A 24200-nucleotide genomic window follows, 5' to 3' on the forward strand; every position below is an offset into this window, starting at 1 on the left:
ACCGTGAAGCAGCAGCCCGTGACTGACGTTTCCGACGCGCAAGAGCGCCTCACCACTGGAAAAGTGCCGCGCAATATCGTCATGACCCTTGGCGTGGTGGCGGCGGTCGTGGTGGGTACCCTTGGTTTCTTCTACCAGAGTGGCATGGAGTCAAACCTCGCCAAAGAAGCTGAAGAGAAGAAGGCTAAGAAACTGCAGGAGCGCACCAACAATCCGGACAACGGTGGCCTGGACCAGCTCATCCGACAGCAGCAGGAAGATGCTCGCAAGCTGGCCGCACAGCAGCAGTCAGAAGGATCGAAGGTGGAGCCGAGCGGCAAGGCACCGGTCATGACTGCAAAGGATTTCGTGCAGCAGTCTACGACGCCACCGCCTGGCGAGCTGGCTAAGGCGAACGACATGGATACCGTCATGACTTCGCCGATCTACAAGTCGGACGGCAAGGCCATGCGGCGCGATTCGGGGCGACGACAGCCTGACTTTAGTGGCGTGACCGATCCAGCGCAGATGCGAGCGCAGCAGCAAGCCGCTGTGGCGGGCATGGACGGTGGCGCCGCTTACGGGCCCGGCATCCCCGGAGTCGGCGCAGGTGCTGGAGCGATCGATTCGGGGTCCCAGTCGAGTGACAGGCAATTCCTGCGAGGCGCGGCGGCTGGAACATTTACCCGCACTGGGTTCGCCGGCAAGCTCGCGCCGTGCACGGTCAGCCAGGGCTTCGTCATTCCAGCAACCTTTGTGGGTGGCCTCAACTCGGACAAGCCGGGTGAGTTTCGCGCGACAGTGACCAACGACGTGTATGACTCGGTATCCGGAAACTGCAAGGCGATACCGGCCGGTTCGACGCTGGTGGGTACCTACAGCAGCGACATTGCAATCGGACAGGAGCGAATCCTCGCAGCGTTCGTACGCATGCAGCTGCCGAATGGAAAGTGGGTGCCCTTGCTGGGCATGGGTGGAGCCGACCCGAACGGTTACGCAGGTATCAGTGGCGACGTCAACAACCACTTCCTAAAGATCTTTTGGGGCGCGCTCGTCATCGGCGTGCTGGAGCAGAAATTCAACGACACGACTACCGCGACCGTTGCAGGCCCCGGCGGCTTGGTCAGCTATGGCAACACGGCAGGGCAAATCGCGGCCCAGACGGCGCAGACAATCCTGAACCGTAACCAGAATATCCGCCCGACGATCACCACCAAGCCCGGCCAGAAGATGCTGGTGCAGGTCAAGCACGACATTGTGCTGGAGCCCTACCGTGACTAACCGGATTAGTCAGCTCGGGATGGCCGCTCTGTGGACGCTGACCATGACTGGTGCCGGCGCACAGACTATCGAGGCGATGGTGAGCCCAACCGCCGTGTTGGTGCGCGAAGGTCAGACCGCGCGCATGGTCACGCTGCCGGGTAAGCCTGTCCTCTACTGCGGCCTGGACCCATTCCTCGGCTGGTCGGCGCGGCTTATCGGCGCGGTGCTGCGCCTGGAGCCAGGCAGGGAGCCGGAAGTTGAAGCGAACGGGAAGCGGCTGGCGTTGACCACTTTGCTCGCCCGCGACGGCTGGCTGCGTCCCGAAAGGCTGGATGACGGTTCGCAAGTCGCACTGGTGGAGCGGCGGGGCGGGTGGGCATGCGCGCCCAAGGTCGAAGCATTCGCACAAATGAGTACCAAGGTCGATCCTCGCATTCTCGCCGGGATCGCCATGAACGAATCGGCATATCGGGGCCGTCCTTGGCCGTGGACGCTGAATGTCGCCGGGCGCGGCATGTTCTTCGCAACCCGAGAGGATGCGCACGCCGCTATCGAACGCCTTCTAGCCGCCGGCCGTTGCGACTTTGATGTGGGAATCATGCAGATCAACTGGTGCTACCACGGCAAGAGATTCGCGTCGGCGTGGGAGGCGCTGAGCCCGGCAACGAACATCGCTGCGGCAGAAGCCATCCTCGTCGACAACTTGCAGCGCAGCGGCTCCGCAATGAAGGCAGTGGCCTGGTACCACAGTGCCAATCCAGCGCGCGGCGGTCCTTACTTTGCCCGATTCCTGAATCACTTCCAGCAACTGAAGGCCCCTCAACCATGATGAAGCCGCTTCTGATCTCCGTGCTGGCCCTGGCGGCAAGCGGCGCTGCCGTCGCGGCGGACACTGATCCGCTGGACTTCGACTATCAGGTCGTCGCGCGCGCGATTGACCGTCCGGCCTTGATCTTCAACGATGGCCTGTCCACGTACATTCAACCGCGGGCCGGTCAAGCTGTCTCGGCTGACGGCGCACAACAAGACGGACCGTATTGGGTGATTGACGGTGTGCCGGAAGTGGTGCGCTACAGCGTGAATGGGCAGAACGTGGTCGCCCGTTGGAAGCGCGCCAATGCCTTCACTTCCGAGCCTGCGAACCCGACCGGTGACCTTCCACGCCATGTCGCCGGCATCTCTGGCCGGCTAGCGCTGATCGGTAGTTACACGACGCTTCCTGTGGTACGAGCTGGGCGCTCCTCCCTTCCGCTGGCGCAGATGGTCAAGTCGATTGCACCGGCAGGCTGGACTGGCACCGCGCAGAAGGACATTCCGCTGACCGAAGACGTCACCGTCGACATGAATGGCGGCGAGAACTGGCTTCAGGCGCTGGCCCGCGTTCTTGATCGGCGCAACCTTTACGCGGAAGTGGACTTCACGCGGCGCAACATCGCACTGCGGGCGGTACCGCCGAAGGGCTTCTCTGTCGTCGGCGAACCGTCGATCGCGACAGCGCCGTCCATCGGGCTCGAAGCGACCGCCAACGGCAAGGCCACGTCCAATGCGGCCCCAGGAGAGGGTGCTCCGGCATCGATGCAGGTCTCCGGATCGCCGCTTCCGGAGGGACCGACGCTGGCCTCTGCCTTTGGCGCGCTGGCAATCCGCGACAACAAGCAAGGGCGGATCGAAATTCGCTTCGAGGAAGAGCCCAAGGACCTGGTCTTGCGCGACGAGACCGGCACCAAGATCTGGACGAAGTGGGACGAGGCGCAGCGCGTCTTGTCCTTTACGACCGTCGATCGCTTTACGGCGACGCGTGACGGAAAGTCCGTGGAGGTGAAGCGCTCTCCCGAAATTGACTACGAATTCCCGCACGAAAGCGGTGCCGGCCTCGAAATGGTATTCGAGAAGGACGGCGCGACGTACCTGAGCTTTTCTAAATCAATGGTGAGCGTGTCGGTGTTTGGCGATGACCACCAACGAAGCGGTGAGCAGAAGGACCGCTACTACAAGTTCAACGGGATTGCCGCGCGTCTGACGGTAATCGCCGATGGCAATGTGGTCTATGTGGACCGCGTGCCCCAGGTGCGTTTCAAAGAACAGCCGGGGAAGGTGGCGCTGTGAGGGCAGTAGCGGCGGTTGCAGCTGTGTGCGTGGTGTTGCTGGGCGGCGTTGCCCATGCCGACTGCTTGGACGATGCCGCGGTGTTTCACGGCGTCAGCCCGTCTCTGCTGCGAAGCATCGCATTGCAAGAGTCCAGCATGCGACCTTGGGTGACGAACAGAAATGCTAACGGTTCGGAAGATATCGGGCTCATGCAGATCAACTCGATCCACTTGCCGCGACTGGGTCGCTACGGCATCACGCGCGCCCACCTGTTTGACGGATGCATCAATGCGTACGTCGGCGCGTGGATCCTGCGCGAGAACATCCAGCGCTTCGGACCCACATGGAAGGCGGTCGGCGCCTACAACGCCTCTTCGCCGGAGAAGCAGTTGCGGTACGCCAACCAGATTCATGCGCGGTGGCAGGCGCTGCAGCGCGCCGCCTTGCGGTAGTTCAATCCGTTCAATCGAAAGCATAGCTATGTGCCAAAACAACCGAACCTTCCGCATTGCCGTCGCCGCGGCGTCGCTCTTTAGCGCCATCATCCTCGCGCCGGCAACGCATGCTTCGCAACTGTCGAACGAGGGATGGCAGCAACTGCAAGGGCCCCGCGCCGGCAAGGCGGCCATCAGTCCAACGTTGCTGGCAGCGAATACTCCGTCAGTTGTTGCGGCGTCGCCTGTGGCGAGTGCGCCGGCGGTATCGCGCGTCACTCCGACGGCGGGTGCCGTGTTCCGGCTGGTCAAAGGGCAGGCGCTGCAACAACAGATCGAGAACTGGGCGGATCGGGCCGGTTGGACCGTCGAATGGAATGTCCCCGACGGCTGGATTGTGCCCGGCGGCAAGGACTACGGCAGTGACTTCGAAAGCGCCGTCAAGCGCGTGATCGAGGAACTCGCCAACAACGGTGCGGACGTGGTTGGCGATAGCTGGCGCGGCAATCGCACGGTGATTATCAGCCAAAACGGGATGGTTCAGTGATGATGCATATGAGGAGGAATATGGCGCGCTATACCGCGGCTGCCGTGGCGGCCGCAACACTGCTGTCCGGTTGTGGTGTGATGGAGACGCGCAACTTGCAGAACGCCATCGGCAGCGATGCGCACGCGGCCTACGCCGATGCACCACGCAGCCGCCCGGTGTTCCGGGTGCATGAAGGCGCCTGGCTGATGGGGGAGAAGATCCGCGCCAGCAAGCCGCAGCCTGACATCTACAACAAGCATGTGGTGTTCAGGGGCACGCTTGGCTCGTTGACCGAAGCCGCGAGCTGGATCGCGCAGAGTATCGGCGTGCGTGCGACCGTGGATGCATCGGCCGTTGCATCTGTTGCATCCGCTGTGTCCGGTACGGCGCCGACTCAGCCGGGCGCCGCGGCACGGCCGACAGGCCCGATCCCGATGGGTGGAACGCCGCGCGTGGACCTGGCGACCTCGCTGGCCGGCACGTCTGCATCGGGCCAGGGTGCCGGCACGGCGCTGACTGTGCCCTTGACCCTCAGGTACGAAGGCAACTTCAAGGGCTTCCTGGATGCCGTCGAGGCGCATTTTGGGGTCTGGTCCCGCTACAACGACGGCACGGTTTCGTTCTTCAGGACGGAAACGAGGACCTTCATGCTACCGAGCCTCGCGGATTCGTCCTCCATGAACGGCTCGATCACGACGTCGGACAGCAGTTCCGGCGGCACGGCTGGCGCCGGCGGCAATGGGTCTGGTGGAAGCGGAGCGGGACGAAGCGGCCAGTCCATGACGATGTCGACAGAGATGAAGCCCTGGGAAACGCTGCAGGCGACCGCGAAGGCAGTCGCTGGCGCGGGCGCCGAGGTCGTGGTCGACAAGAATCTTGGCACTCTGACGGTCACTGGCGACCCCGTGCAGTGCGACCGTATCGAGCAGTTCGTCAAGAGCCTCGTGGCGATGTATGGCAAGCAGGTCGCCATCGACGTACAGGTCTACGAGGTGCGCGTCACGCGCGAGGACAATTTTGGCCTGAACCTGTCGCTTGCCTACCAAAGCTCCAGCGGTAAGCCCGACGTCTCGTTCAGTTCCGTCAGCACGCCGACGATTTCAGGGAGCGCCACCCCCATGAATCTGGGCGCGACGATCATGAGTGGTCCTTTCGCCGGCAGCAAGGCCGTGGTGCAGGCGCTTTCGACGCTCGGCAATGTATCGCAGGTGGTATCGCGCTCGGGCGTGACGCAGAACGGCAAGGTGCTGGCCCTGCAGACCGCCACGCTGCAGGACTATGTAGCGCAGTCACAAACGACGCTGGCTGCCAACGTGGGTTCCACCAGTTCCACCCAGACCGGAACGGTTACCTATGGCTTCACCAGCAACTTCCTGCCGAAAGTCGTCGACGGCCGGATTCTGATGAATTTCGACATGACGCTGTCGGATCTGCTGCCGCTGCAGCGATTCAACTCAGGTGGCGATGCGAACCAGACCAGTGTGCAGCTGCGCACCATGCCGACTAACCGCTTCACGCAGTCGATCACCCTGAAGCCCGGCGAATCGCTGGTGCTCACCGGCCTGCGCAACCAGAAGGCGTCCTCGACCAACAACGGCGTGGGTGAACCCTGGATGGCTGCGCTCGGCGGCGGGGTTGGTGCCCTCAAGGGAGACACGGTCATCGCCATCATGATTTCGGCCCGCTTGCTGTAACAGAGAGACCATTCCATGCAGAATCGCGCAATCAATCTTCGTTGGACCCCGGCCGCGCTGGCCATTGCCGCTACCATCGGCCTTTCGGTGACCGTCCCGGCCAAGGCGGCGTCAACGATGTCGAGCCCCGTTGCAGCGGCGATTGCATCGGCTGGGGGCGGCACGGTGACGTCGCAACCGGGAAAAGGCCAGCAGGCGCAGGCGGTGGCTGCCACAGCGGCCAGCACGCCCCCGGTCGAGACGGCACAACCGTCGCGCCCCACGGACGCGCCGGAACTTGCTGCGTTGCAGTCCCAACTGGCCTTGTGGAAGGCACGCGCCGAAATCGCCAAGCTCAAGGCGGAAGTGAAGCGTGCCGAGGATTCCATGGTCGCAGCTCCTGCCGGGGCGCCGCCGGGAGCCGGCGTGGCGTCGATCTCGCTGGGCGGCGCTATGCCGTCGGGAGGCATCGCAGAGCGAGCACCGCGGCTCGCGCCGGAAACGCCCCGGCTGGTGTCATTGCGCGCATTCGATGGTCACTACAACGCCGTAGTAGATGTCAGCGGCCGTACTGCTCCGGTGCAGGCTGGCGACATTCTGGACGGTGGTTGGAAGGTCGTGAGCATCGACGACGGCGGGGTAAAGCTCGCCAACGGCAAGCGCGTACGCACCCTGAGGCCGTGAGCGATGGCTGAGATCCTGTCATTCCCGGGACTGAAGGGTGGCTTTGCCATCGGGCTGACCTGGCAACATGAGGAAGCCCAGCCGGGCAAGGGCATCCTGCGCGCGCGGGCGGCGGAGCTTGGCCGCAACGTGCGCTGGGGCGTCGTGCATGAAAGCGCGGAAGGCGCCGTCCAGACGGGGTTCTGCGAAGCAATCGCCGGCGCGAAGCCGGCCGGGCTGAAGCCGCTCGCCGCAATTGTGGCCGGCCAGCACCGCCAGCCGTGGAGGGGACTCTTCCATCTGCAGGGCAGTCTCTACTGGTATATCGCCGTCCGCCAGGGCCACGCCGTCATCGCCGGCGGCGATCGGGTGGGCACGCTTGAGGAGCTTGCACCGGTCCGCGAGCGGCATCGTGCCTTGGGTGACTGGACGGAAGTCGAAGGGACAGTACGGGATCTCGCGAACATGGCGCGGGCGTCAAAGGGTGTATCGCCTATGCGAGACGTCCTGACCGGTCCTTGGAAGTCGACTTCCTACACGGTTGCCGCAGTGGCCGGCGTGGCGGCCCTGCTCGCAGGCGGCTGGTACTGGTACGACCAGCAGCAGGAAGCTGAGCGCGAGGCGCAAATGATGCGCCAGCGCGCGATCGCCGCCGCGCAACGCGCCAATGAGGCTGCTCGGCAGCGAGCCGTGCCTTGGGTGGAGGAGGCTGCGCCGACCGCCTTCCTGCTGGCATGCAGCCGTGCGTGGGATCGCCAGACTCTCGCGGACGCGGGTTGGACGCTCTCCAGCTGGCGCTGCAAGCCAGCCACGTCGACGGCTCTGACGATCGAAACGACCTGGAAGCGGGAGGGCGGCTTGGCCACTAACGCGCCCGGTGCGCTTTCCGCGGACGGCAACCAGGCGTCGGCGACCGCGAGCGCGCCGGCGGTATTCCTGCCTTCGTCGCACGCGGTCAATCGGCCTGCCGAAGCGCAGCGCTCCATGTGGACGTATGCACAGGGTACCGGCGTGGGCTTGCAGCTGAACTCGCCGCCGCCGCTGCTTCCTGCCGACGGCAACACGCCGGTTGATCCGTGGATTGCAATGACTGCGGACATCGGCTTTGGCCCTCCGCCGTGGCTGGGACTGGGCGAGGGGTTGGACTCGGTGGTGGGTCTGCGACTCACGGAAGTTAGCTACGAAGCGTCCGCCCAGGCATGGAAAGGAACCGGGAAGCTTTACGCAATGCGGGACGGTGCAGTGCCGCCCGCCGGGAGTCAACAATGATTGCGACGATCAATCGTCTGTGGCGCAGTCGAGGCAGCGAGTCGGCACGAGGCACCGCATTCGCGACGCGGGCCGAGCCGTCGGTAAAGTCGGATGCGCTGGTGGTACCGAAGCCTCCCGAGGTGCTTGAGCCGCATATCCTCTATCCGCGCAACCTGCCCGCCACGTTCGACCGTGTTGCCTGCAACCTCGACCATCTGACGGCAGACCAGGCGGTGGTGCTTCGTCAGCGCGTCGCCGAGAGCGGGCTGCACGTGGAGGATGTTGCCAAGGAGCTGGGCCTGACCGATGACAACGTGCAGCAAGTGCTGGCGGTGCACGGCTGCGACATCTATGTGGATGCCCGACATTTCGGCACGCCGCGGCTTCTGACCTGGGAAGCGAAGCTGCGGCGCAGCGGTGCGGCGCCCCAGCTGCGCAAGGTGTCTGCGCAGGAGCTTGCCGTGCTGCGTCAGCAGCGCGGCGCCGGCCAGCAGCAGGACACCGACCTGCAGACACTGACCCTCGCACGCCGGTTGATCGCGGACTGCGCTGCGCTGGTGGCCTCCGACATCCACATCCTGGTCCGTGAGCACCACACCGAGATTCAGGTACGGATCAAGGGCGATCTGCGTACGGTGTCGGCCTTGTCGATGCGCCGCGAAGAGGGGGAACGCCTGATCCGCGCCATGTACACCGGCCTCGCCACGGTGAAGGCGGCCACCTACAACCCGCTGGACGTACAGGACGCCCAGATCGCCGGCGACACGCTGCCGGGCACGGGGCTGTCCAGTGTGCGGATCGTCCGTGGACCGGCCTACCCGGTGGAAAGCGGCGGCGGCTTCCTCATTGCGCGGCTGCAATACAGGGAGCACCACGAAGGCGCACTGAAGGCGGATGCTGTCGATGCAGCCAAACGGCTCGATCTGCGCACGCCGAAGGCGCCGAGCGGCGAATTCAAGCTGGGCCAGATGGGCTACACGCCGCTGCAGGTGGAACTGATCTCGCAGCTGCTGCGCCGCCCCATGGGCGTGATTGTCGTGACCGGCCCGACCGGTAGTGGCAAGACCACAACTCTCTTTGAGTGCACGCGGCATCAAGCACGCCTATTCCCCGAAAAGCGGCTCATCACGATCGAGAACCCGACCGAGTATCCGATGGATTGGGCGATCCAGCTCACCACGGAAAGCGAGCGGTTTCCGGAAATGCTGCGCATGACCCTGCGGATGGACCCGGATGCGGTGCTGCTGGGCGAAATCCGAGGCGTTGAGGAGGCGATTGCGACGCTGCAGGCAGCGGCGACCGGGCACCAAGTGCTGACGACCCTGCACGTGACCGACCCGTTCGAGACCTTCTCCCGACTGGTGATGTTGGACCATGTTCGTCTGGCGATGGAGGTGATCGCCAATCACACGCAGATCATCGGGCTGATTGCTCAGCGGATTGTTCCGCTGCTCTGCCCGAAATGCTCGGTCACCCTCGACAAAGCGTCTGAGCCGCTGCCGGACTACATGCTCAATGCGATGCGCTCGTGGGGGGATCTGTTGGAGGTGCGCGTTCGCGGGACCGGATGCGATCACTGCCACGGCGAAGCCATCATTGGTCAACAGGCGGTCGCTGAAGTGGTCGTGACCAGCGAGAAGCTGATGCAGGACTGCATCAACGACGGGGTATTAGAGGCGCGGCGCAATCATCGGGCCCGGAAGGGTTCGGACAAGCCCATGATCGCGCACGCCATGGATCTCGTGCTGTCTGGCCGTCTGAGCCCGGTCGACGCCGAGCGAAGCGTTGACGCCATTCCGATGCGGGAAGACCTATGAGCGGATTGTCTTGGGCCATGCGCCGGCGCCTGTATCAACAGGCATCGAGTCAATTGGAGAACGGGCTGACCCTCGCGCAAGTCATTGAGGACTTTCGGGAGCGGCAGGACAGGCGAGGCCGCAAGCGCGCAGCCGAGGCTGCGCACGAGGTCGGGCGCCAGGTGCGCGATGGTAAGACGCTGATGGCGGCGATGGGGGCGAGCCTCAGCGACCTCGAACGCAGCGTGCTGGACGCAGGGGAGAAGGCTGGACAGTTGCCGGACGCCATGCGGCTGGTGCTGGACGTGCGAGAACTGACTACGCGCCTGCGCCAGAAGCTGCAAGCCAGCTTCTTTGCGCCCACGGTGTATCTGGTCTGCCTGTATGCCGTCCTGCTGGTGATCGGCGGCTACATCGTGCCCCAGTTCCTCGACATCCTGCCGATCGAGAAATGGACCGACTGGGCCTACGCCATGTACTGGATGGGCCAGTTGGCCGTGGGATGGCCGGCACCGGTGATCTTCGGGAGTCTCGGTGTTTATGCCGTCTGGAGCTGGTGGGCGCTTCCGCGGTGGAGCGGGGCTGGCAGACGGTTCTGCGACCAGCACGTATTCCCGTTCACTGCGTACCGTGAAATCACCGGCTTCACCTGGGCGATGTCGTTCGTGGCGCTCTTGCGAGCCAAGGTCCCGGACATCGCCGCGCTGGAAGCGCAGATCGGATCGGCGTCACCATGGTTGGCCTCGCGTCTGAGGCCGATACGCCTCGGACTGGCCGACGGCCTGGACCTGGCCGAAGCCATGCGGCAGTCGGGGAACGGCTTTCCGTCGCTGGACCTGATCGACGAGATCGGCGCGTATGCGGGCTTTGACGACTTCACCGAGAAGATCACGGTGGCCGTTCGACAGAACGCCCAAGTGATCGAGCGCCAGTTGCTCGCCAAAGGGATGGCGATGTCGGCGGTCTTCACCGGCCTGATGTTCCTTGCTTTTGTTGTGCTTCAGCTAGGCTCGAACTCACTCTCATCGATCCTCACGTCCTCGATGGGCCAGTTCTAACAACCACCGTATTCATACACATTAGGAGCTTCACATGGATGGCATTCTCGGGCGCATCGTCGCTATCGTCTTGGGCCTTCTCGCACTGGCTGGGATTGCCTATGCAGGCTACAACGGCTTTCAAAACCACAAGGCAAGCGTGGTGGCGACCAACATGTCGCAGCTGATCACGAACGCACGCGCTGGTTTTTCGCAGGGAAATAACGGCTACACCAACTTCACCACCGCAAACATCCCGGCAATGATCACCGGTGGGATGTTCCCGTCCGACATGGTGCGCGGCACGGCGCTAATCGACCCTTGGGGCAATGCCGTCACGCTCGCGGCGGCCAACAGCGGATCGCAGGGTGTGATTACCTTTGGCGGCGGCAATGCGCAGACGGCGAAACAGTGCGTCAGCGCCGCCCTTGGCCTCAAGGACTACGTGACGCTGGCGGTTGGGTCGACGACGTTCAACCAGACGAACCTCCCCGATCAGGTCACCGCTGGCGCTGCGTGCAGTGCGACTGCCGCCTTCACCCTCACTTTCCAGTGATCTTCGGCGCTGTCGCCACCTTCTGAGGAGGAGGCTATGGGCTATCTCATTTTGCCGATCGCGACGGTCCTGTTCAGTCTTGGCCTCGTGGCACAAAGCTGGCAGTTGTCACAAGCAGCACCGGGGGCAGGCGTCCCCGGCCGCATGGAATCCGTCGCGACGGTCACCGCGCAGCAGGCTCAGGCCTACGGGGCGGCATGCGTGTCGACCGCCGACGCAACGCCCGGGCTGGTCGGCGCGAGCCTGATCCCCGCGCTGCCTTCCGGGATGATGGCGCCGAATGGGGCGGGCTGCATGGCCGTAGCCAACCCGGGTGGCGGGCGCGATGTGTATGGCTATGTGCGCGTCTCGTCTGGAGCCGGCGGCGCGCTGCGGGGGAGCACGCAAGGAAGTCTCGCGTGGTTCCGGGTCCGTAGCCAAGGTACGGCCATCAACCTCTCCACCGGCATCGCTTACAGCGTGCCTTCGACCATCCCAGTCGGAGCGCTGGTTCATTGGGTCCAGCTGAACACCTGAAAATCGAATCGCATGGAAGCCATCCTCGGATATCTCATCGCGCTGATGCTCTCGACCCTGAGCTTTGCCGGCTTTGTGACGTGGGCTAAAGCGGGTGTCACGAACGTGCAGACCGCGGCCGCGGCGAGCCAGATGCTTGTGTTCGACAAGGCCGCTCTGCAGTTCGTGCAGGATGAAGCGGCGACACTGGTTGCGCAGGCTACCCCAAGCGTGCCCGTCAACGTTACCCCGTCCATGTTAATCACTGGCGGCTATCTGCCTGCCGGATTCTCTGCGACCAACGTGTTCGGTCAGACCTGGCTGCTTCAGGTCTTGCAGCCGACGCCGAACAATTTGCAGGCGCTGGTCACCTCGCAGGGCGGGCGAGCCATCACGGACACACGCCAACTCGTGCAGATCGCTGCGCAAGCCGGGGCTCAGGGTGGCTTCGTGCCTTACGCGGGGCAGAACGGCGATCCAACGATGGTCGCAAACCGGGCCTATGGGGCCTATGGTGCGTGGCAGGTGCCGCTCGCCAACTACACGAACCCGGGCAGCGGTCGGCTCGCATCGTTGCTCGCGTTTACCGGCGCGCAGGCCAACAATGGCTATTTGTACCGGGTGCAGGTTCCGGGGCATCCCGAGCTGAATCGGATGCAGACGTCCATTGACATGGCGGGGAACGACGTCAACAACGCAGGCCGCATCACGGCGACAGCGGCATTGACCAGTGGCGGGGATACCTATCTGACGAGTACCGGTGCTCCTGGCACAGCGTGCAGCGTCGAAACGTCGACGCGCAGAAGCTCCACCGGTACTGGCCACGTGATCTGCTCCGGGGGCATCTGGCAGTCGGTTGGAACAGCGGTGGCGAACATCTATGAAGGCCTGTGGTGCGGCACCAATAACCAGATCGCAACGAGTGCAATAAACCAGGGCTACATCTGCAAAGGCAACCGATACATTGCACTCGCCAATGCGCTTGGCAACATGACTATCACTCGGAAGTACGAGAACGTGACCGATGGCATGACGATCGGGAAGGACAACTGTCCTGGTGGCACCGCGTGGGCGCTCTACACGCCGAAGCAGGAAATGGTCAACATCACAGGCAATGTGATGCCGCCGATCCAGGGCACATTCTTTTCAATGAATGACTACGGTACCTACTGGTACGCGCAAGCGAGCGCCATTTCTCCCGCGGCTTGGTATGGCGGCAACGATACCGGGGCGCTTGGCGGACAACTTGTTGGCACTGTGACGACCGGCTGCACGTATTAGACCCAAGAAATCCATGAAACGCCTCCTTTTGTCGTACATTCTGGCTGCCGAAGCGTCCTTAGGGTACGCGCAGCTCTACTCCTTTCCGGTGCCGCCTATGACTGTCGCCGACTGCCAACCCGGCCAGCAGTGGTTGCGTCGGGGCAACGGTCTGCCGTACTGTGGCGTTCCACAACCACCTCCAGATCCCCAGCCTCAGCCCCCAGCCTGCCAGTATTCTTATAATGCCTATAACATCTCTATTGGTGATATTGGTCAATGCTCAGCTGATGGCGGATGCGAGGGCAAGGGCTATCAAATTCTTTGGGGAGGAAGCGTTGTTGCTTCCAGAATGTGGACTGGTTACATGGACTGGTCGGACTTGGGTCCGCAGGCCGTGGCCGGCATCGACGCCAGTGGATATCGTGTCGGCGCGATCAAGCAGAACTACCCAAGCAACGGCAACAACATGGGCTTACAGGTGTATGAAGTCTGCCGCAAATAGTCGACGACTGGAATCAGAAAAGCGGTGTCAAAAGGCCCGCAATGTGCGGGCCTTTTGGGACATCACTGCGACTAACTTAGAACGCCGTGAAGCTCCACGACTTAGAAACGGCCACGCCGTTGCGCGCTCCGCTAAATGTAGCGGTGTACGTGCCGGACAGAAGCGGCTGCGTCGGCAGCATGAATACGACGCCAGCATATAGGCGGGAGTCTTCAATGGCGCTGGCCACTGAGCCTGCCTTGGCCTTGGATGGAACCAGGACGCGCACAGGGATCGCAGAGCCACCAGCTCCGGTCAGCGTAAAGCTGGAGACAGTCAGGACGTCATTGATTTGGGGCGCAGGAACCCGGAACATAATGGGATGTCCCGCATTGGAGAGATCCGGCGCAGGATTTGGTGATTCGCTCGCTGGAATAAAGGTACCCCACACGCTTTCCCCATCAACAGGTGAGTACGCCATGCTGCTTACATCCATTTGCTGGCCTCCCCACGATGGCAGGCCATAGCCACTGCCGTTGGCTCCGGTGAGCACACCGAAGTTGATCACGCAGAGACTATCGCGGTTCGCGATGCCAATGGTCTCTTGATTGCTGGTGATGCCTTGCAGGTGATAGATGGAGTTCTTGAAGCTATCGACACAGAACGCCGACCGATCTGCCGCCTGAGCAACCCACTGATTTGCCGATGCCCCAGCCGCCACAGCTTGATCGTATGGGTTAGCCCCGGTATATCCAGTTCTTCCAGCGGTTTCATCGTGCCCGAACTCGGAGTTCGCCTTCTGGTAGGCGAGATGGTTGTCAGCAGCCTTATCGAGCGCTGAATCTTGCTTCAGGGCCCCGACGCCCATCCTGATCCGATAGTCGTTCAGTTCGTTGAACGTGGTAAGGCGGGCATCGCCGGAAACATAAGTCGGCGGGGTGACGCTGGTGGAGGGTGGGACCGAAGTGGGCCCTTGCGGAACACTCGGTGTAGTTGGGGGCGTGCTGGGGTTCTTGGAGCCACCGTCGTCACCGCCGCCGCCACCGCATGCGGCAAGCGCGAGCGTCATGGCCGTGGCCAGCACCGAAAGAGCGAGTTTGGAGTTTTGCATGTTTTTTTTCTTCCTCTGACTTTGACCGGCCGGGGATCGACCGTTACTTTCAGCTTACCTATCGATGCGCGAAGTCAAGTGCCCGCAATCCCCGGCCGGACGTGAGAATACACGAAGGCGACCAAGACTAAGACGGCGAAAAGGAGCCGAATTTGCCCCCCGGAAAGAGGGGTGTCTTGTCTATCGGCTCGATTTTCGAAGCGACCTTTGCCCAGGGGGCATCACCGGGAGCGGTAGCGCGACTTGAGTATGGGTTCAAGTCTTCCGTGCCTCGTTGGCCAAACTGGCGATTGGCCTCAGCTGTCGTATAGGTAGGAGCCGCAATGGTTGCAAAGGTGCTGGTCGCGATTGGACAGCAGACCGCTGTTGCGCCACATCCTGATGCTTCCTGAATTGCAGTGGGCGCAGGCGATGCCGCGGTTGGTGCGGCATTGCGGGTACTTCGCCAAATAGTCCTTCAATGACACGCGCTTCTGGCGCGTGACAAAAACGAGCACAAAGGGCGTGAAGATCGTCAACAGATATGCAAGTGCGCCCCAAATCCAGGGATTCCTGCCGCGACGGTGGGCAAGATAGGCCGTGTAGAGCATGCACAGGCCCTGAAAGAACCAAAATCCGATGTCCAAGTGACCTCACTATGATTGCTGTGGCGTGCCACGGCACGCCCGTTGTGCAGGGTGTCAGCGCTTCTTGCGCGGCCGAGTCCGTCCCACCCGCCCCACGTTGGGGGACGAAAGAGTACCGCTACAGCACGGACACAGTACAGAATGTGCCAAGTCACCAATTGCCGTCAGGTATGCGGTACTGCAAGTTCGGCAAGCGCGTACGTCCAGTTCATGCTCGGTTGCCATCGAGCGCAACAGATGAAATGCACGCTCGGCCGGGACCTTGGACTCATCGCCAAACATGTGCTGGCTGACATTGACCGCTGCGATGAACGCTTCGGGAATTGAGGCTTCTGTCGACAAGGCTGATCGGAACAGCCAAAGATGGAAAGTTGATTGCAGACGCTTCCCGGCCGAATCCAGGTACCAGGCCGATGAAGTCGGCGAATGGCCAGACGGTGAGGATTCGCCATGAATTCGGAGGTACATCTTGCGCACAGCTGTGACGTTCATATTGAACAACGATGCTACGCCCTTGGCGCGGCACTTGAAGTAGACGAACGCTTCGGCATAGGCTTCCTGCAGTGGACGCGCAATCCTTAGGCCGCCCCACGCGCCGGAGTGTGAGAGTTTGTCGGCTCTTACCGGAGAGTGCACCATCAAGTAGTGCGCCATGAGCTCACTTGACATCCGACCACCGCTTGCTTCGGCCCAGAACATGGAATTGGAGAAGCGCCACTTGAACAGCGGGATGGCCCGCGACGAGATCGCAAGCTCGACGCGGTGCTGCGGAAGTGTGCGCAGGTAGTCGGCCAGTTCGTTGGAGATCCCCAGTAGCGGTGCGGCCAGTACAGAGATGTTGAGGACGTCGTATAGGGCGCCAACGTAGAGGCGGTTGTATTGCTCCAGCAACATCTTGTCCACTGGGGTCAACTCTGGGGTCTTCATCGCCAGCCGATCAAACGTCAGCGTCGACGTGGAGCCTTCGGTAAAGCAGGCCCAATCTGCAGGTGTTTCCAACGTAGGTGCGAAGGCCAGAAACGGCGAGCCCAGTACGGTTGAGGACTGTTCAACGCTGTCTCGCAAGGCCTGGAGATCATCCTTCTTTGCGCCAAATATCGACTCAAACATTGGCTTGACGGCAAGGGTATTGACCAACGCCGTGGACAGGCGAAGGTTTGCCGACAACGTGCGATCCTGCAGCCACGCGGGATGGAGGAACTGCTCGTGAAACTTCTTGGTGTTGCGTCGTGTCATGCTGTACCTCTTAGGCGGCCTTCGCTGCCGCGAGCAGTTCTTGGTGAAATATTGCGACCGAAGCGGCCAGCGAAGAGAGTGTGCTGCGATGGTCATGCAACTCGCGAGCTTGTCGGCACGACTGAAATTTCTCGCGCAGTGAATCGAAATCCGCAAGGAGACCATCCAAACGGAGGCTAATACTGCGGTCAGCATGGCGGGCAGTGGGCGAATGAACAGACGTTTCGTTGGCAGCGATGGCCGCCTGCATGCTGGCGAGCTTTTCCTCGGACGCTTGAATCTCACTCGCTACTTGCTGCAGCTTGGCCTGGGCATCCGCGATCGCCTGTGTCAGGGACGCATAGCCTTCCGGGACTACCGGCACCTCCTTGACTTCGACCCGGATCTTTATGTCCGCGAGTTGGCTTTGCAGATCGGCTTTCTCGCGATTGACCTTCTGGATTGCTGTCTGCAGTGCATCAACGTTTGCGCTCTGTGAGGCAAGGGCGGTCTGAGCCTCAATCAGCGCTGCCTCCTGGGCTTCCGTACTCCTTCCCGCCGCTGCAATCTGTTCCTTCAGGTATTTCAGTTCAAACTGGTATTGATCCTGTTGCGCCATGCTGGCCGATAGCTCCTCTTCGGTACCGGCAAGCTGGGTTTCCAGCGTGTCCATTTCAGCGACCAGTGCGCGGTAACGGTCAATGAACGGCAAGATCTCGCTCCGGCTGAACGACTCATTCGCCTTCTTAGCCTTGATGACGAGAGCAACTTCGTCCGCCGTTATGTCTTGCCGCTTGAGTGTGTTCAATTCACCGACATTCAGGAAGGTCAGCGCATCGTTGTTGTGCATGAAACGCTCGTAGATCTGTACGTATCGCTTGGCCGACCACTTGGGAATTTTGAGGGAGTGTTCCGCAAAGCGGTAGAGGAGCGTGCGCGCTTCATTTGCCGCTTTGGCGGGGTCCGCGCGGTGAGCAGTAAGCGAAGTGCACATGATGTGCTGGATCTGCGTGAGCCGCGAGCCGATCATGACATGCTCGGAGAAGATGCGCTCCCGCGCAATTGCAATCTCCTCGCCGGCCTGGACGATTCGTGCAATGGCCGTCTGGTCAAAGTAGGGCGTCAGTTGCTCGCGAGCCAAATCCAGAATGGATGGCTGGCGGGGGCTTTCAGTCAGTTCAAATTTGTTTTTCTTGTCCATGTTCTTTTAGCGTAGGAGGCCGAAAGGGTGAGCGTGACCCTCCACCGAGCCTAGCGGATAGCTGGCTATGTCAAGGAAACGCGTAGCGCTCGGGCTGGCAGCGAGTGTGAGTGGCAAAAGATTAGCGCCACTTTTCATTCAAATTGCCAACGAAAACTCACGTATTTCGCATCCCTTTCGAAGTCAAGGGGTGAAATGAGGCAGATTTCACCTCTCTTTTATCGGTTTTAAGTTTCTAGGGTTAACACCCATACGACTTCAGTGGGGTGTGGCCGATTACGGTCGCATCCCAAGATCTGAAGACCTTGAATGTGAATACATTGGCGCCGATGCCACGTCGGGCGGGCACACGAGTCCACCCTATTGGTGGTAAGAAGGTGTTTTTCGTATGCCTTATCGCAAGTAGGGTGGACTCATGTGCTCGGAGTGACGCGCCGCACCACAGCACAATCCCGACCCCCTGCAAGCCCTTGCTGGCATTTGGGTTTCGGGCTACCATGGGCCCACTTCTCGCGTCCACGACGCATCGACTTCGACAAGCAGTGCCAGGCAATCCCGGCTCGCTTCGTCCCCTGTAGCTCGCTTCCATCGCGAATCCCGTGCGTAGCGCTTTTGCTCGATGCCCAGGCATCCGGCAAGCGCGTTGCCGCTTCAAGGATTCCTTGTTCACTTGAGCATCGAATAATCGCCCGACTTGTCTGTCGGGAAATCCCATTTAATGTTTTCACGAGAGAAAACCATGGAATCCTTGGCCAATCTGCTGCGCTCGCCTGTCCGCCTGTTCTTAACCCTGATGGCGATTTACGTGGCGACGCAATCGGCGGTCTGCGGGCTCTTCCTCGCAATTGTCGCGGGGTCATGGTGCTATCACAAGCTCATCGGTCGTGGTCACGTTGTGCCTACGCCCCGAGATGTGGTTATGCCCAAGCCGCAAGCAGCTACTGCAGAACCTGAGCAATCGAAGGCGTCCCAAGCGCCTGCGTATGCGAAATCCCCTGTTGTCGTACCGTTGAACCGTCAGGACGGCGCTCGTCGCGCAGCGTGACCTGTCCCGCCCTCGTTCTGAGGGCGGCCCTATCCACCTGTTGTGGGAGCCTTGTTCCCACCGACAGGTGGGCAATAGGGTTCCCGCCTGGGAGAACCCTATGGAAATGAAACCCGCCGGCTGGCAACTCGATTTCTTCGGGGATGCTGCGCCTGTAGTGAACGATCACCCAAAGCGCGACCCGCTGCCCGATCCGATCTATTGGAGCGATGCCGTGCGCGGTCAGATGATCGATGCACTCATCAGCCTGGCCTGCGACAGCCGTCGCGGGGACAACCTGCCCGAGTCGCTGGCGGACTGTGCCGATCTGCTGCGTGCGCGTATGCAGGGTAAAGCGGTCGAGAAGGATGACTTCGACATGACGCTCGGCTGGATCTTCGGCTACTGGGACGGGGCATTGCCCTATGCCTATGTTTGTGCCGTCACTGGTATCGATTCCGAAGTCCTGCAGGACATCATCCTCAATCATCCTCGCCTCAAGCGCGACCTGGACGAAGTTCGCCGGATGCAGTGCGGCACGCTGCTGTAGGAGTCGCCATGGCATTCATCCAGCGATTCCTTGGCGCTCTGCAGGAAGCGCTGCAGTCACGCCCGTCCAAAACCTCTCCCACCGGTGCGCAAGCTGTCGGTACTGGTGCGTGCAATGAGGTTCACATCGAGATTGGCGGCATGCCGAATCTCTTCCGCGACGAGGGCGAGAGAATCGTTCACTTCGTTGCAGCCTTCGATGCGCGACCTACATCGACGCGATTTGGCCAGAAGTTGCTGCCGGATCCGGTTCCCTATTGGAGCGTCGCAGGGGAGCATCATGATGCAGAACTGGCCAGCGTCATCGCCGGGGCAATCCGCGACGCATCGCCCGCGGCGCGTATGGAGGTGTCCGGCGGCAATGGTGCTGGCCAGTCAGCCCATGTGGCCCAGCCGGGCGCCCACCCTGAGCCAGCGGCGCCGGCGAAGGCGTCGGCGCGACGCGATCACGGCTCCGCGGTATATCGCGGAACGATCGCCTTCTGGGGCGATGCAGAGTTCCCTGACCGAAAGCGTGTCGGAAGCACCTACACCTCGTTCGCGTTGAAGCTCGAGACGGCGGCTGGGACGGTTGAAACACTGCAAGGTGAGGGGCTCAAGGACGCCATCGCAGAAGCCAGTTGCCAAGTTGGCGACCGCGTCGATGTGCGACGGCTGAAGAAGGTGAAGGTTCCGGCCTTCCACCGAATATCGGGGAAGCCCAAACTCGATGCCAGCGGCCAGCAGATCCTCTGGGACAAATGGCTGTGGTCAATCGCTCGTTCAAACTAACGTTTATCAGCAAGGAGATTTCTCATGGCATCCGTCAACAAAGTCATTCTCGTCGGCAACCTAGGCGCCGATCCGGAAACGCGCTACATGCCCAGCGGCGATGCGGTCACCAACCTCCGTCTGGCAACCACTGATCGCTACAAGGACAAGCAGTCCGGCGAGATGAAGGAAGCCACCGAATGGCACCGCGTTTCGATCTTCGGCAAGCTGGCAGAAATCGCCGGCCAGTATCTGCGTAAGGGATCGTCAGTCTATATCGAAGGCCGCATCCGCACCCGCAAGTGGCAGGATCAGTCCGGCCAGGACAAGTACTCGACCGAGATCGTTGCCGACCAGATGCAGATGCTGGGATCGCGCCAGGATGGCGGCGGCGGTGATGATGGCGGCTATGGCGGCCGTGGCCACAGCCGTGAATCGCAGGGCGGCGGTAGTGGCGGAAGCGCCGGTGGCCGCGCCGGCCAGGGTGGTGGCGGCGCGCGCCGCCCGCAGCAAGCGCCATCGAACGGTTTTGAGGATATGGATTCCGAGGATATACCGTTCTAGCCCGGAGTTTCTCCTTACTCATCCTCACGTTGAATTGCTACTGCTGCCGGCTTACGCCGGCGGCAGTGGTTCATTTCTCTCCCAGCCCGATTCAGGGCCGCACATCCCCATCCCTACCGCGATGCGCCATGCTGAAAAGACCCTCTGGCTCGGCCGGGGCGTCCTTTGAGCAAGCGAGTTTCTCCGCCTGTCTCAGGCATCGACCAACCCCTCCACCTCGGAGCCATCCCATGACTAGACTGAGTGTAATCGTGAAGCAATGGACGCCCGCTCAATGGGACGCGCTGATCATGCAGTACCTGCCGGCGAATGTCCTCACGGACAAGTTCTGGCGCGGCAGGCCTGGTCCATGCCCCATCTGCGGTGGGCAAGACCGATTTACGTACGACAACAAGCGCGGACGCGGTGACTGGGTCTGCCGTCATTGCAACGACGGCGAGCCCATGGCTGGCGATGGCCTCGAGCTCATTCGTCGATTGCGGAACATGTCGTTCGCCGATTTGGCCAATGAGCTGGAAGGCAATCGGCCGCCGTGCCCGTTGCCACAAGTAGCGCGGCCGGCTACACCGAAGGCCGGCATGTCGGACGAGGCGAAGGCAAGGCGAATCCAGCGAGTCTGGGCAAACGCCGCGCCGTTGGGGTCGGGCGATGCCGCGATGCAGTATCTCGCAGCGCGTGTGCCGGGCTTGGTTGCTCCCCGCCCGCATGCGTTGCGGCTTGCGGAGATGGATTACTTCCATGACGGCGAGCTTATGGGGCGCTACCCCACAATCGTTGCGCAGTTCACGCTGCCCGATGGCCGCATGGCGACCGTGCATCGCACTGCGCTGGACCCGGTCAAACCGGCCAAGGCGCTTATCGTGACCGCGGACGGAGAAATACTACCGGCCAAGCGCAATGACGTCTCCGCGCTACCCACAGTAGGCGGGGCAGTACGGCTCATGCCGCCGCGCGATGGGGTCGTGGGTGTGGCTGAGGGTCTGGAAAATGCCTACGCAGCGTACATGCTGTTCGGCGTCCCCACCTGGTACTGCCTGAATCGGGTGCTGCTCAACCGATTCGCTGTGCCGCAAGACCTGGGAATCCATACGCTGCACATCTTTGCTGACTTCGACGAGATTGATCCGAAGACAGGAAAGTCGCCTGGAATGGCGGATGCGCTAGCTCTGGCCAAGCGCGTACGCAACGAAGGGCTGACGGTTCACCTACATCGTCCGATGGTGCGTGGCACGGACTTCTGCGACCAGTGGCTGACCGCCAACCGGTTGCAGGGCATTGCCGGGCAGCGCGCGGTCTGCGCTTGACCCAGTCGTTGTAACCGCCCCTCGGGGCGGTACCTCATTTCCATTCTGCCCTGTGGGTTCTGCCCGCAGGGCAGAACCTTGCGGCAGCTTACTCTTGGAGTTCTGCTATGTCGTTCAAAGGGTTCAGTGTCATCGTCGGTCGTCTGCAAATCCGCGCCATGCGACAGCTGCCATCCGGTACCGTTCCGGCCTGTCAATCCGATGCGGAGTCCTACCATGTCTACCGGCGCAATGCCGATGGATCGACTCAGCTTCAGCACACCGAGGCGGATTTCGATGCCGCCTTTACGTACTGCGCCGGAAAGCAACGTCCGACGTTGCACTGAGCGCACTTGTCTGTCAAGTCCTGACATAGGTTGACAGGTTCTGCTGGGTCATTTGAACCTAGCAACCCATAGCAACGGACGCCCGATGAACCTCATCGGGCGTTTTGTATTTCAGGGCTTGATGGGGGCGTTCACGGTTATAGATCTCAACTGACTCCCTTACCATGCGAGCCGCTTGCTGCAGATCAGCCGGTCGGTTCAGCAGGAATTCGCTCTTGAGGATGCCGTTGATGCGCTCTGCCATGGCGTTCTGGTAGCAGTCGTAGCCGTCGGTCATGGAACAGGTCAGGCCATGCCGCTGATGGATGGCCTGGTAGTAGGTGGCGCAGTATTGAATTCCTCGGTCCGAATGGTGCACCAGCGCCTGCCGGGACTGGCGCGAGCGTAGCGCCATCTTCAGCGCCTGGCTTACTTGCTCGGTCTGCAGGCCGTCATGGACGTGGTAGCCCACGATCTTTCGCGACCAGGCATCCGTGACGAGGCTCAGATAGACCGTCTGCCCGGCGGTGGGAAGATACGTAATGTCAGCCACCCAGACCTGTTCGGCGGCGGTAGGCACCACCTTCTGCGGCCCGTCCTTGAGTAGGTTGGGATGGCGTCGGAAGCGGTGATGGCTGTTGGTGGTCTTGTGATACGCCCGATGCGGCTTCACAAGCAGCCGCGCCGCGCGCAGGACATCGAACAGCCGATCACGGCCCACTCGGATATCCGCCTTCTCCAACGGCACCTGCAGCACCCGCTGCAGTTTGCGAGTGCCTATGCGCGGCTGGCGCAGTCGCACCTCGGTGACCAGCGCGCAAATCCTGGCATCCCGGGCGGCCTGCCTAAGCTCACTGTCGCGGCGCTTGTAGTATGCCTGGCGGCTGATGCCGAAGTAACGGCAAGCCCTGCTAACGCTTAGCCCTTGGATGAGCTCTTGCGCGAGGACTTGCCCGAAGGCTTTTTTACGATGCGAACCCCGTGCTCCTTCTGAATCACGTCGATCACCGTCTCGAACAGCCGCGCTTTCTCCTGCGCTTCGCGCAACTGAGCCTCCAGCTCCTTGATCCGCTGCTCAGGGGTACGGGGCTTGGCTTTGTCTTGTTTTCCCATCGTGGCGTACCGGGTGCCCTGTGGCAACGTGCCGCTCCAGTCCTGTAGTCCGTGCTTGCGTAACCATACCAGCACCGTGGACCGGCCCTGGATTCCATACTTGCTTTGCGCCTGCTTGTACGTCAACTCGCCTCTTTCTACTTCCTCCACAACCGCCAGCTTAAAAGCCAGCGTGTAATCACGCTGGGTTCGCTTTCGATCCGTCTCCAAGGCACTCTCCTCGTCACAGCCAGAAAAGTGTCAACCTTATTCAGGACGGGTCAGTCCCATGAGAAAAGCCCGGCAAACTTTGCCGGGCTTTTTTTTGATCAATTTCGTCTGAGGGCATGGACCAGTCTCAGCGCTGCTTCCCACAGGCAGAAGCCAATGCCGAATGCCAGCAAGAATTTGAAGAAGCGGATGATTTCGTATTCGGTCATTGCTTTGCCCCCTTGGTGCGATTTGATTGATTCTACTGTACCCTCCATGACACCAAGTCAATCCTACGCATCTAGCCATCGAAGCGACTTGTTGCTGCTACGAGAGCGTCCAGAGTGAGAGCGGAGAGTCCACCAGCGGCTGCGATCGACGCTGTTACCTCGAGCGCTTCTGGCTCGTCGACCACACTGGTGCTCGGCACGGGCGGAAGCGCGGGAACAGGCGCCGGCGTTTTGACGGACGGCACGCTCGACAATTGCGTGTCGATAGACACCAGTTCCGCCGCACTGCGACCTGGGGGGCCGAAAGGAGTCGGTGCCGGTGAAGCAGTGTGGGAATGCGCCAGCGGTATGCCGATCGATCCTGGAACAGTGGCCGCGCCGTACTCGGCGAGCTGCTTCAGGAAGAAGGCACGTTGCCGGAGGTCGGCCATACCGGAGAGTCGCTTGTACAGAGCAGGAGTCGCCGCGGCGGAGATCGTGACTTTGATTTCGAGCTTTCCCACAACCCCCT

Annotated in this window: 26 protein-coding genes; 20 read left to right on the plus strand and 6 right to left on the minus strand. The window is 61.6% G+C overall.

Going from position 1 to position 24200, the window contains the following annotated elements; translation table 11 throughout:
• Positions 1–18: 18 nt before the first annotated feature.
• From LPA45_RS30355 to LPA45_RS30420, 14 genes are read left to right on the plus strand one after another with little or no spacing between them, the layout of a single operon-like run.
• On the plus strand, positions 19–1260 hold the full coding sequence (locus tag LPA45_RS30355; protein WP_317920711.1) for a TrbI/VirB10 family protein: 1242 nt from the start codon (positions 19–21) through the stop codon (positions 1258–1260).
• A 19-nt stretch (positions 1261–1279) separates the two neighbouring features.
• The gene (locus LPA45_RS30360) at positions 1280–2071 is read left to right on the plus strand and encodes a lytic transglycosylase (protein WP_376790710.1); all 792 of its coding nucleotides are present in this window, start codon (positions 1280–1282) and stop codon (positions 2069–2071) included.
• Positions 2068–3348 (plus strand): pilus assembly protein PilL, encoded by a 1281-nt coding sequence (locus LPA45_RS30365; protein ID WP_317920709.1) that lies wholly within the window; start codon positions 2068–2070, stop codon positions 3346–3348. Before LPA45_RS30360 ends, LPA45_RS30365 begins: the two co-directional genes overlap by 4 nt.
• Positions 3345–3782, plus strand: coding sequence for a lytic transglycosylase domain-containing protein (locus tag LPA45_RS30370; RefSeq protein WP_376790703.1), 438 nt, complete (start codon positions 3345–3347; stop codon positions 3780–3782). The genes LPA45_RS30365 and LPA45_RS30370 overlap by 4 nt, the downstream gene beginning before the upstream one ends.
• Positions 3783–3810: 28 nt before the next feature.
• Positions 3811–4311: a toxin co-regulated pilus biosynthesis Q family protein gene (locus LPA45_RS30375; RefSeq protein WP_317920707.1), complete on the plus strand. Its 501-nt coding sequence runs from the start codon at positions 3811–3813 to the stop codon at positions 4309–4311.
• A 20-nt stretch (positions 4312–4331) separates the two neighbouring features.
• The gene (locus LPA45_RS30380) at positions 4332–5987 is read left to right on the plus strand and encodes a type II secretion system protein GspD (protein ID WP_317920706.1); all 1656 of its coding nucleotides are present in this window, start codon (positions 4332–4334) and stop codon (positions 5985–5987) included.
• A 15-nt stretch (positions 5988–6002) separates the two neighbouring features.
• A complete protein-coding gene (gene pilP / locus LPA45_RS30385) occupies positions 6003–6650 on the plus strand; it encodes a type IV pilus biogenesis protein PilP (protein ID WP_317920705.1) in 648 nt (215 codons plus the stop codon).
• Between the two features lie 3 nt (positions 6651–6653).
• Positions 6654–7898 (plus strand): type 4b pilus protein PilO2, encoded by a 1245-nt coding sequence (gene pilO2, locus LPA45_RS30390; RefSeq protein WP_317920703.1) that lies wholly within the window; start codon positions 6654–6656, stop codon positions 7896–7898.
• Positions 7895–9697 carry a GspE/PulE family protein gene (locus LPA45_RS30395; protein WP_317920702.1) on the plus strand — a complete coding sequence of 601 codons (1803 nt, stop codon included), beginning with the start codon at positions 7895–7897 and terminating at the stop codon, positions 9695–9697. Before pilO2 ends, LPA45_RS30395 begins: the two co-directional genes overlap by 4 nt.
• Positions 9694–10734: a type II secretion system F family protein gene (locus LPA45_RS30400; RefSeq protein ID WP_367395309.1), complete on the plus strand. Its 1041-nt coding sequence runs from the start codon at positions 9694–9696 to the stop codon at positions 10732–10734. Before LPA45_RS30395 ends, LPA45_RS30400 begins: the two co-directional genes overlap by 4 nt.
• Positions 10735–10768: 34 nt before the next feature.
• The gene (locus LPA45_RS30405) at positions 10769–11269 is read left to right on the plus strand and encodes a prepilin type IV pili (RefSeq protein ID WP_317920700.1); all 501 of its coding nucleotides are present in this window, start codon (positions 10769–10771) and stop codon (positions 11267–11269) included.
• A gap of 36 nt (positions 11270–11305) precedes the next feature.
• A complete protein-coding gene (locus LPA45_RS30410; RefSeq protein WP_317920699.1) occupies positions 11306–11785 on the plus strand; it encodes a hypothetical protein in 480 nt (159 codons plus the stop codon).
• A gap of 12 nt (positions 11786–11797) precedes the next feature.
• Positions 11798–13045, plus strand: a complete 1248-nt coding sequence (pilV, locus tag LPA45_RS30415; RefSeq protein WP_317920698.1) for a shufflon system plasmid conjugative transfer pilus tip adhesin PilV — start codon at positions 11798–11800, stop codon at positions 13043–13045.
• A 13-nt stretch (positions 13046–13058) separates the two neighbouring features.
• Positions 13059–13529: a hypothetical protein gene (locus LPA45_RS30420; protein ID WP_317920697.1), complete on the plus strand. Its 471-nt coding sequence runs from the start codon at positions 13059–13061 to the stop codon at positions 13527–13529.
• Between the two features lie 76 nt (positions 13530–13605).
• Here the strand turns inward: LPA45_RS30420 and LPA45_RS30425 are convergent, their stop codons facing one another.
• The 4 genes from LPA45_RS30425 to LPA45_RS30440 form a co-directional block, all read right to left on the minus strand.
• Positions 13606–14619, minus strand: coding sequence for a CAP domain-containing protein (locus tag LPA45_RS30425; RefSeq protein ID WP_317920696.1), 1014 nt, complete (start codon positions 14617–14619; stop codon positions 13606–13608).
• Positions 14620–14915: 296 nt separating this feature from the next.
• Entirely contained in the window at positions 14916–15245 is a 330-nt protein-coding gene (locus LPA45_RS30430; protein WP_317920695.1) for a hypothetical protein, read from the minus strand.
• A gap of 54 nt (positions 15246–15299) precedes the next feature.
• Positions 15300–16481: a FlhC family transcriptional regulator gene (locus LPA45_RS30435; protein WP_317920694.1), complete on the minus strand. Its 1182-nt coding sequence runs from the start codon at positions 16479–16481 to the stop codon at positions 15300–15302.
• Positions 16482–16491: 10 nt separating this feature from the next.
• Positions 16492–17661 (minus strand): hypothetical protein, encoded by a 1170-nt coding sequence (locus tag LPA45_RS30440; RefSeq protein ID WP_317920693.1) that lies wholly within the window; start codon positions 17659–17661, stop codon positions 16492–16494.
• Positions 17662–18400: 739 nt separating this feature from the next.
• On the opposite strand from LPA45_RS30440, the gene LPA45_RS30445 reads away from it, so the two are divergent.
• From LPA45_RS30445 to LPA45_RS30470, 6 genes are all read left to right on the plus strand, one after another.
• Positions 18401–18706, plus strand: a complete 306-nt coding sequence (locus LPA45_RS30445; RefSeq protein WP_317920692.1) for a hypothetical protein — start codon at positions 18401–18403, stop codon at positions 18704–18706.
• A gap of 100 nt (positions 18707–18806) precedes the next feature.
• The gene (locus LPA45_RS30450; protein WP_317920691.1) at positions 18807–19235 is read left to right on the plus strand and encodes a hypothetical protein; all 429 of its coding nucleotides are present in this window, start codon (positions 18807–18809) and stop codon (positions 19233–19235) included.
• Positions 19236–19243: 8 nt separating this feature from the next.
• The gene (locus LPA45_RS30455) at positions 19244–20005 is read left to right on the plus strand and encodes a hypothetical protein (protein WP_317920689.1); all 762 of its coding nucleotides are present in this window, start codon (positions 19244–19246) and stop codon (positions 20003–20005) included.
• Positions 20006–20029: 24 nt separating this feature from the next.
• Positions 20030–20548: a single-stranded DNA-binding protein gene (locus LPA45_RS30460; RefSeq protein ID WP_317920688.1), complete on the plus strand. Its 519-nt coding sequence runs from the start codon at positions 20030–20032 to the stop codon at positions 20546–20548.
• A 230-nt stretch (positions 20549–20778) separates the two neighbouring features.
• The gene (locus LPA45_RS30465) at positions 20779–21852 is read left to right on the plus strand and encodes a primase-helicase zinc-binding domain-containing protein (RefSeq protein WP_317920687.1); all 1074 of its coding nucleotides are present in this window, start codon (positions 20779–20781) and stop codon (positions 21850–21852) included.
• 107 nt (positions 21853–21959) lie between these two features.
• Positions 21960–22178 (plus strand): hypothetical protein, encoded by a 219-nt coding sequence (locus tag LPA45_RS30470; RefSeq protein WP_317920686.1) that lies wholly within the window; start codon positions 21960–21962, stop codon positions 22176–22178.
• Positions 22179–22236: 58 nt separating this feature from the next.
• Here LPA45_RS30470 and LPA45_RS30475 read toward each other — a convergent pair.
• Positions 22237–23480, minus strand: a protein-coding gene (locus LPA45_RS30475) for an IS3 family transposase (protein ID WP_317924294.1) whose coding sequence is annotated in 2 segments (ribosomal slippage) — positions 22237–23124 and positions 23127–23480 — 1242 coding nt in all. Because the reading frame shifts where the segments join, the coding sequence is not laid out codon by codon here.
• Between the two features lie 280 nt (positions 23481–23760).
• The gene (locus tag LPA45_RS30480; protein ID WP_317920685.1) at positions 23761–24192 is read right to left on the minus strand and encodes a hypothetical protein; all 432 of its coding nucleotides are present in this window, start codon (positions 24190–24192) and stop codon (positions 23761–23763) included.
• Positions 24193–24200: the final 8 nt, after the last annotated feature.

The organism is Cupriavidus sp. Agwp_2, assembly GCF_040784895.1.
GTDB lineage: Bacteria > Pseudomonadota > Gammaproteobacteria > Burkholderiales > Burkholderiaceae > Cupriavidus.

Coding starts and splice junctions, on each gene's coding strand:
- LPA45_RS30405 (WP_317920700.1), top strand. CDS start 10,769: ATGGATGGCATTCTCGGGCGCATCGTCGCTATCGTCTTGGGCCTTCTC.
- LPA45_RS30435 (WP_317920694.1), bottom strand. CDS start 16,481: ATGACACGACGCAACACCAAGAAGTTTCACGAGCAGTTCCTCCATCCC.
- LPA45_RS30375 (WP_317920707.1), top strand. CDS start 3,811: ATGTGCCAAAACAACCGAACCTTCCGCATTGCCGTCGCCGCGGCGTCG.
- LPA45_RS30450 (WP_317920691.1), top strand. CDS start 18,807: ATGGAAATGAAACCCGCCGGCTGGCAACTCGATTTCTTCGGGGATGCT.
- LPA45_RS30380 (WP_317920706.1), top strand. CDS start 4,332: ATGGCGCGCTATACCGCGGCTGCCGTGGCGGCCGCAACACTGCTGTCC.
- LPA45_RS30460 (WP_317920688.1), top strand. CDS start 20,030: ATGGCATCCGTCAACAAAGTCATTCTCGTCGGCAACCTAGGCGCCGAT.
- LPA45_RS30365 (WP_317920709.1), top strand. CDS start 2,068: ATGATGAAGCCGCTTCTGATCTCCGTGCTGGCCCTGGCGGCAAGCGGC.
- LPA45_RS30440 (WP_317920693.1), bottom strand. CDS start 17,661: ATGGACAAGAAAAACAAATTTGAACTGACTGAAAGCCCCCGCCAGCCA.
- LPA45_RS30470 (WP_317920686.1), top strand. CDS start 21,960: ATGTCGTTCAAAGGGTTCAGTGTCATCGTCGGTCGTCTGCAAATCCGC.
- LPA45_RS30410 (WP_317920699.1), top strand. CDS start 11,306: ATGGGCTATCTCATTTTGCCGATCGCGACGGTCCTGTTCAGTCTTGGC.
- pilP (WP_317920705.1), top strand. CDS start 6,003: ATGCAGAATCGCGCAATCAATCTTCGTTGGACCCCGGCCGCGCTGGCC.
- LPA45_RS30400 (WP_367395309.1), top strand. CDS start 9,694: ATGAGCGGATTGTCTTGGGCCATGCGCCGGCGCCTGTATCAACAGGCA.
- LPA45_RS30425 (WP_317920696.1), bottom strand. CDS start 14,619: ATGCAAAACTCCAAACTCGCTCTTTCGGTGCTGGCCACGGCCATGACG.
- LPA45_RS30445 (WP_317920692.1), top strand. CDS start 18,401: ATGGAATCCTTGGCCAATCTGCTGCGCTCGCCTGTCCGCCTGTTCTTA.
- LPA45_RS30420 (WP_317920697.1), top strand. CDS start 13,059: ATGAAACGCCTCCTTTTGTCGTACATTCTGGCTGCCGAAGCGTCCTTA.
- LPA45_RS30360 (WP_376790710.1), top strand. CDS start 1,280: ATGGCCGCTCTGTGGACGCTGACCATGACTGGTGCCGGCGCACAGACT.
- LPA45_RS30395 (WP_317920702.1), top strand. CDS start 7,895: ATGATTGCGACGATCAATCGTCTGTGGCGCAGTCGAGGCAGCGAGTCG.
- pilV (WP_317920698.1), top strand. CDS start 11,798: ATGGAAGCCATCCTCGGATATCTCATCGCGCTGATGCTCTCGACCCTG.
- LPA45_RS30465 (WP_317920687.1), top strand. CDS start 20,779: ATGACTAGACTGAGTGTAATCGTGAAGCAATGGACGCCCGCTCAATGG.
- pilO2 (WP_317920703.1), top strand. CDS start 6,654: ATGGCTGAGATCCTGTCATTCCCGGGACTGAAGGGTGGCTTTGCCATC.
- LPA45_RS30455 (WP_317920689.1), top strand. CDS start 19,244: ATGGCATTCATCCAGCGATTCCTTGGCGCTCTGCAGGAAGCGCTGCAG.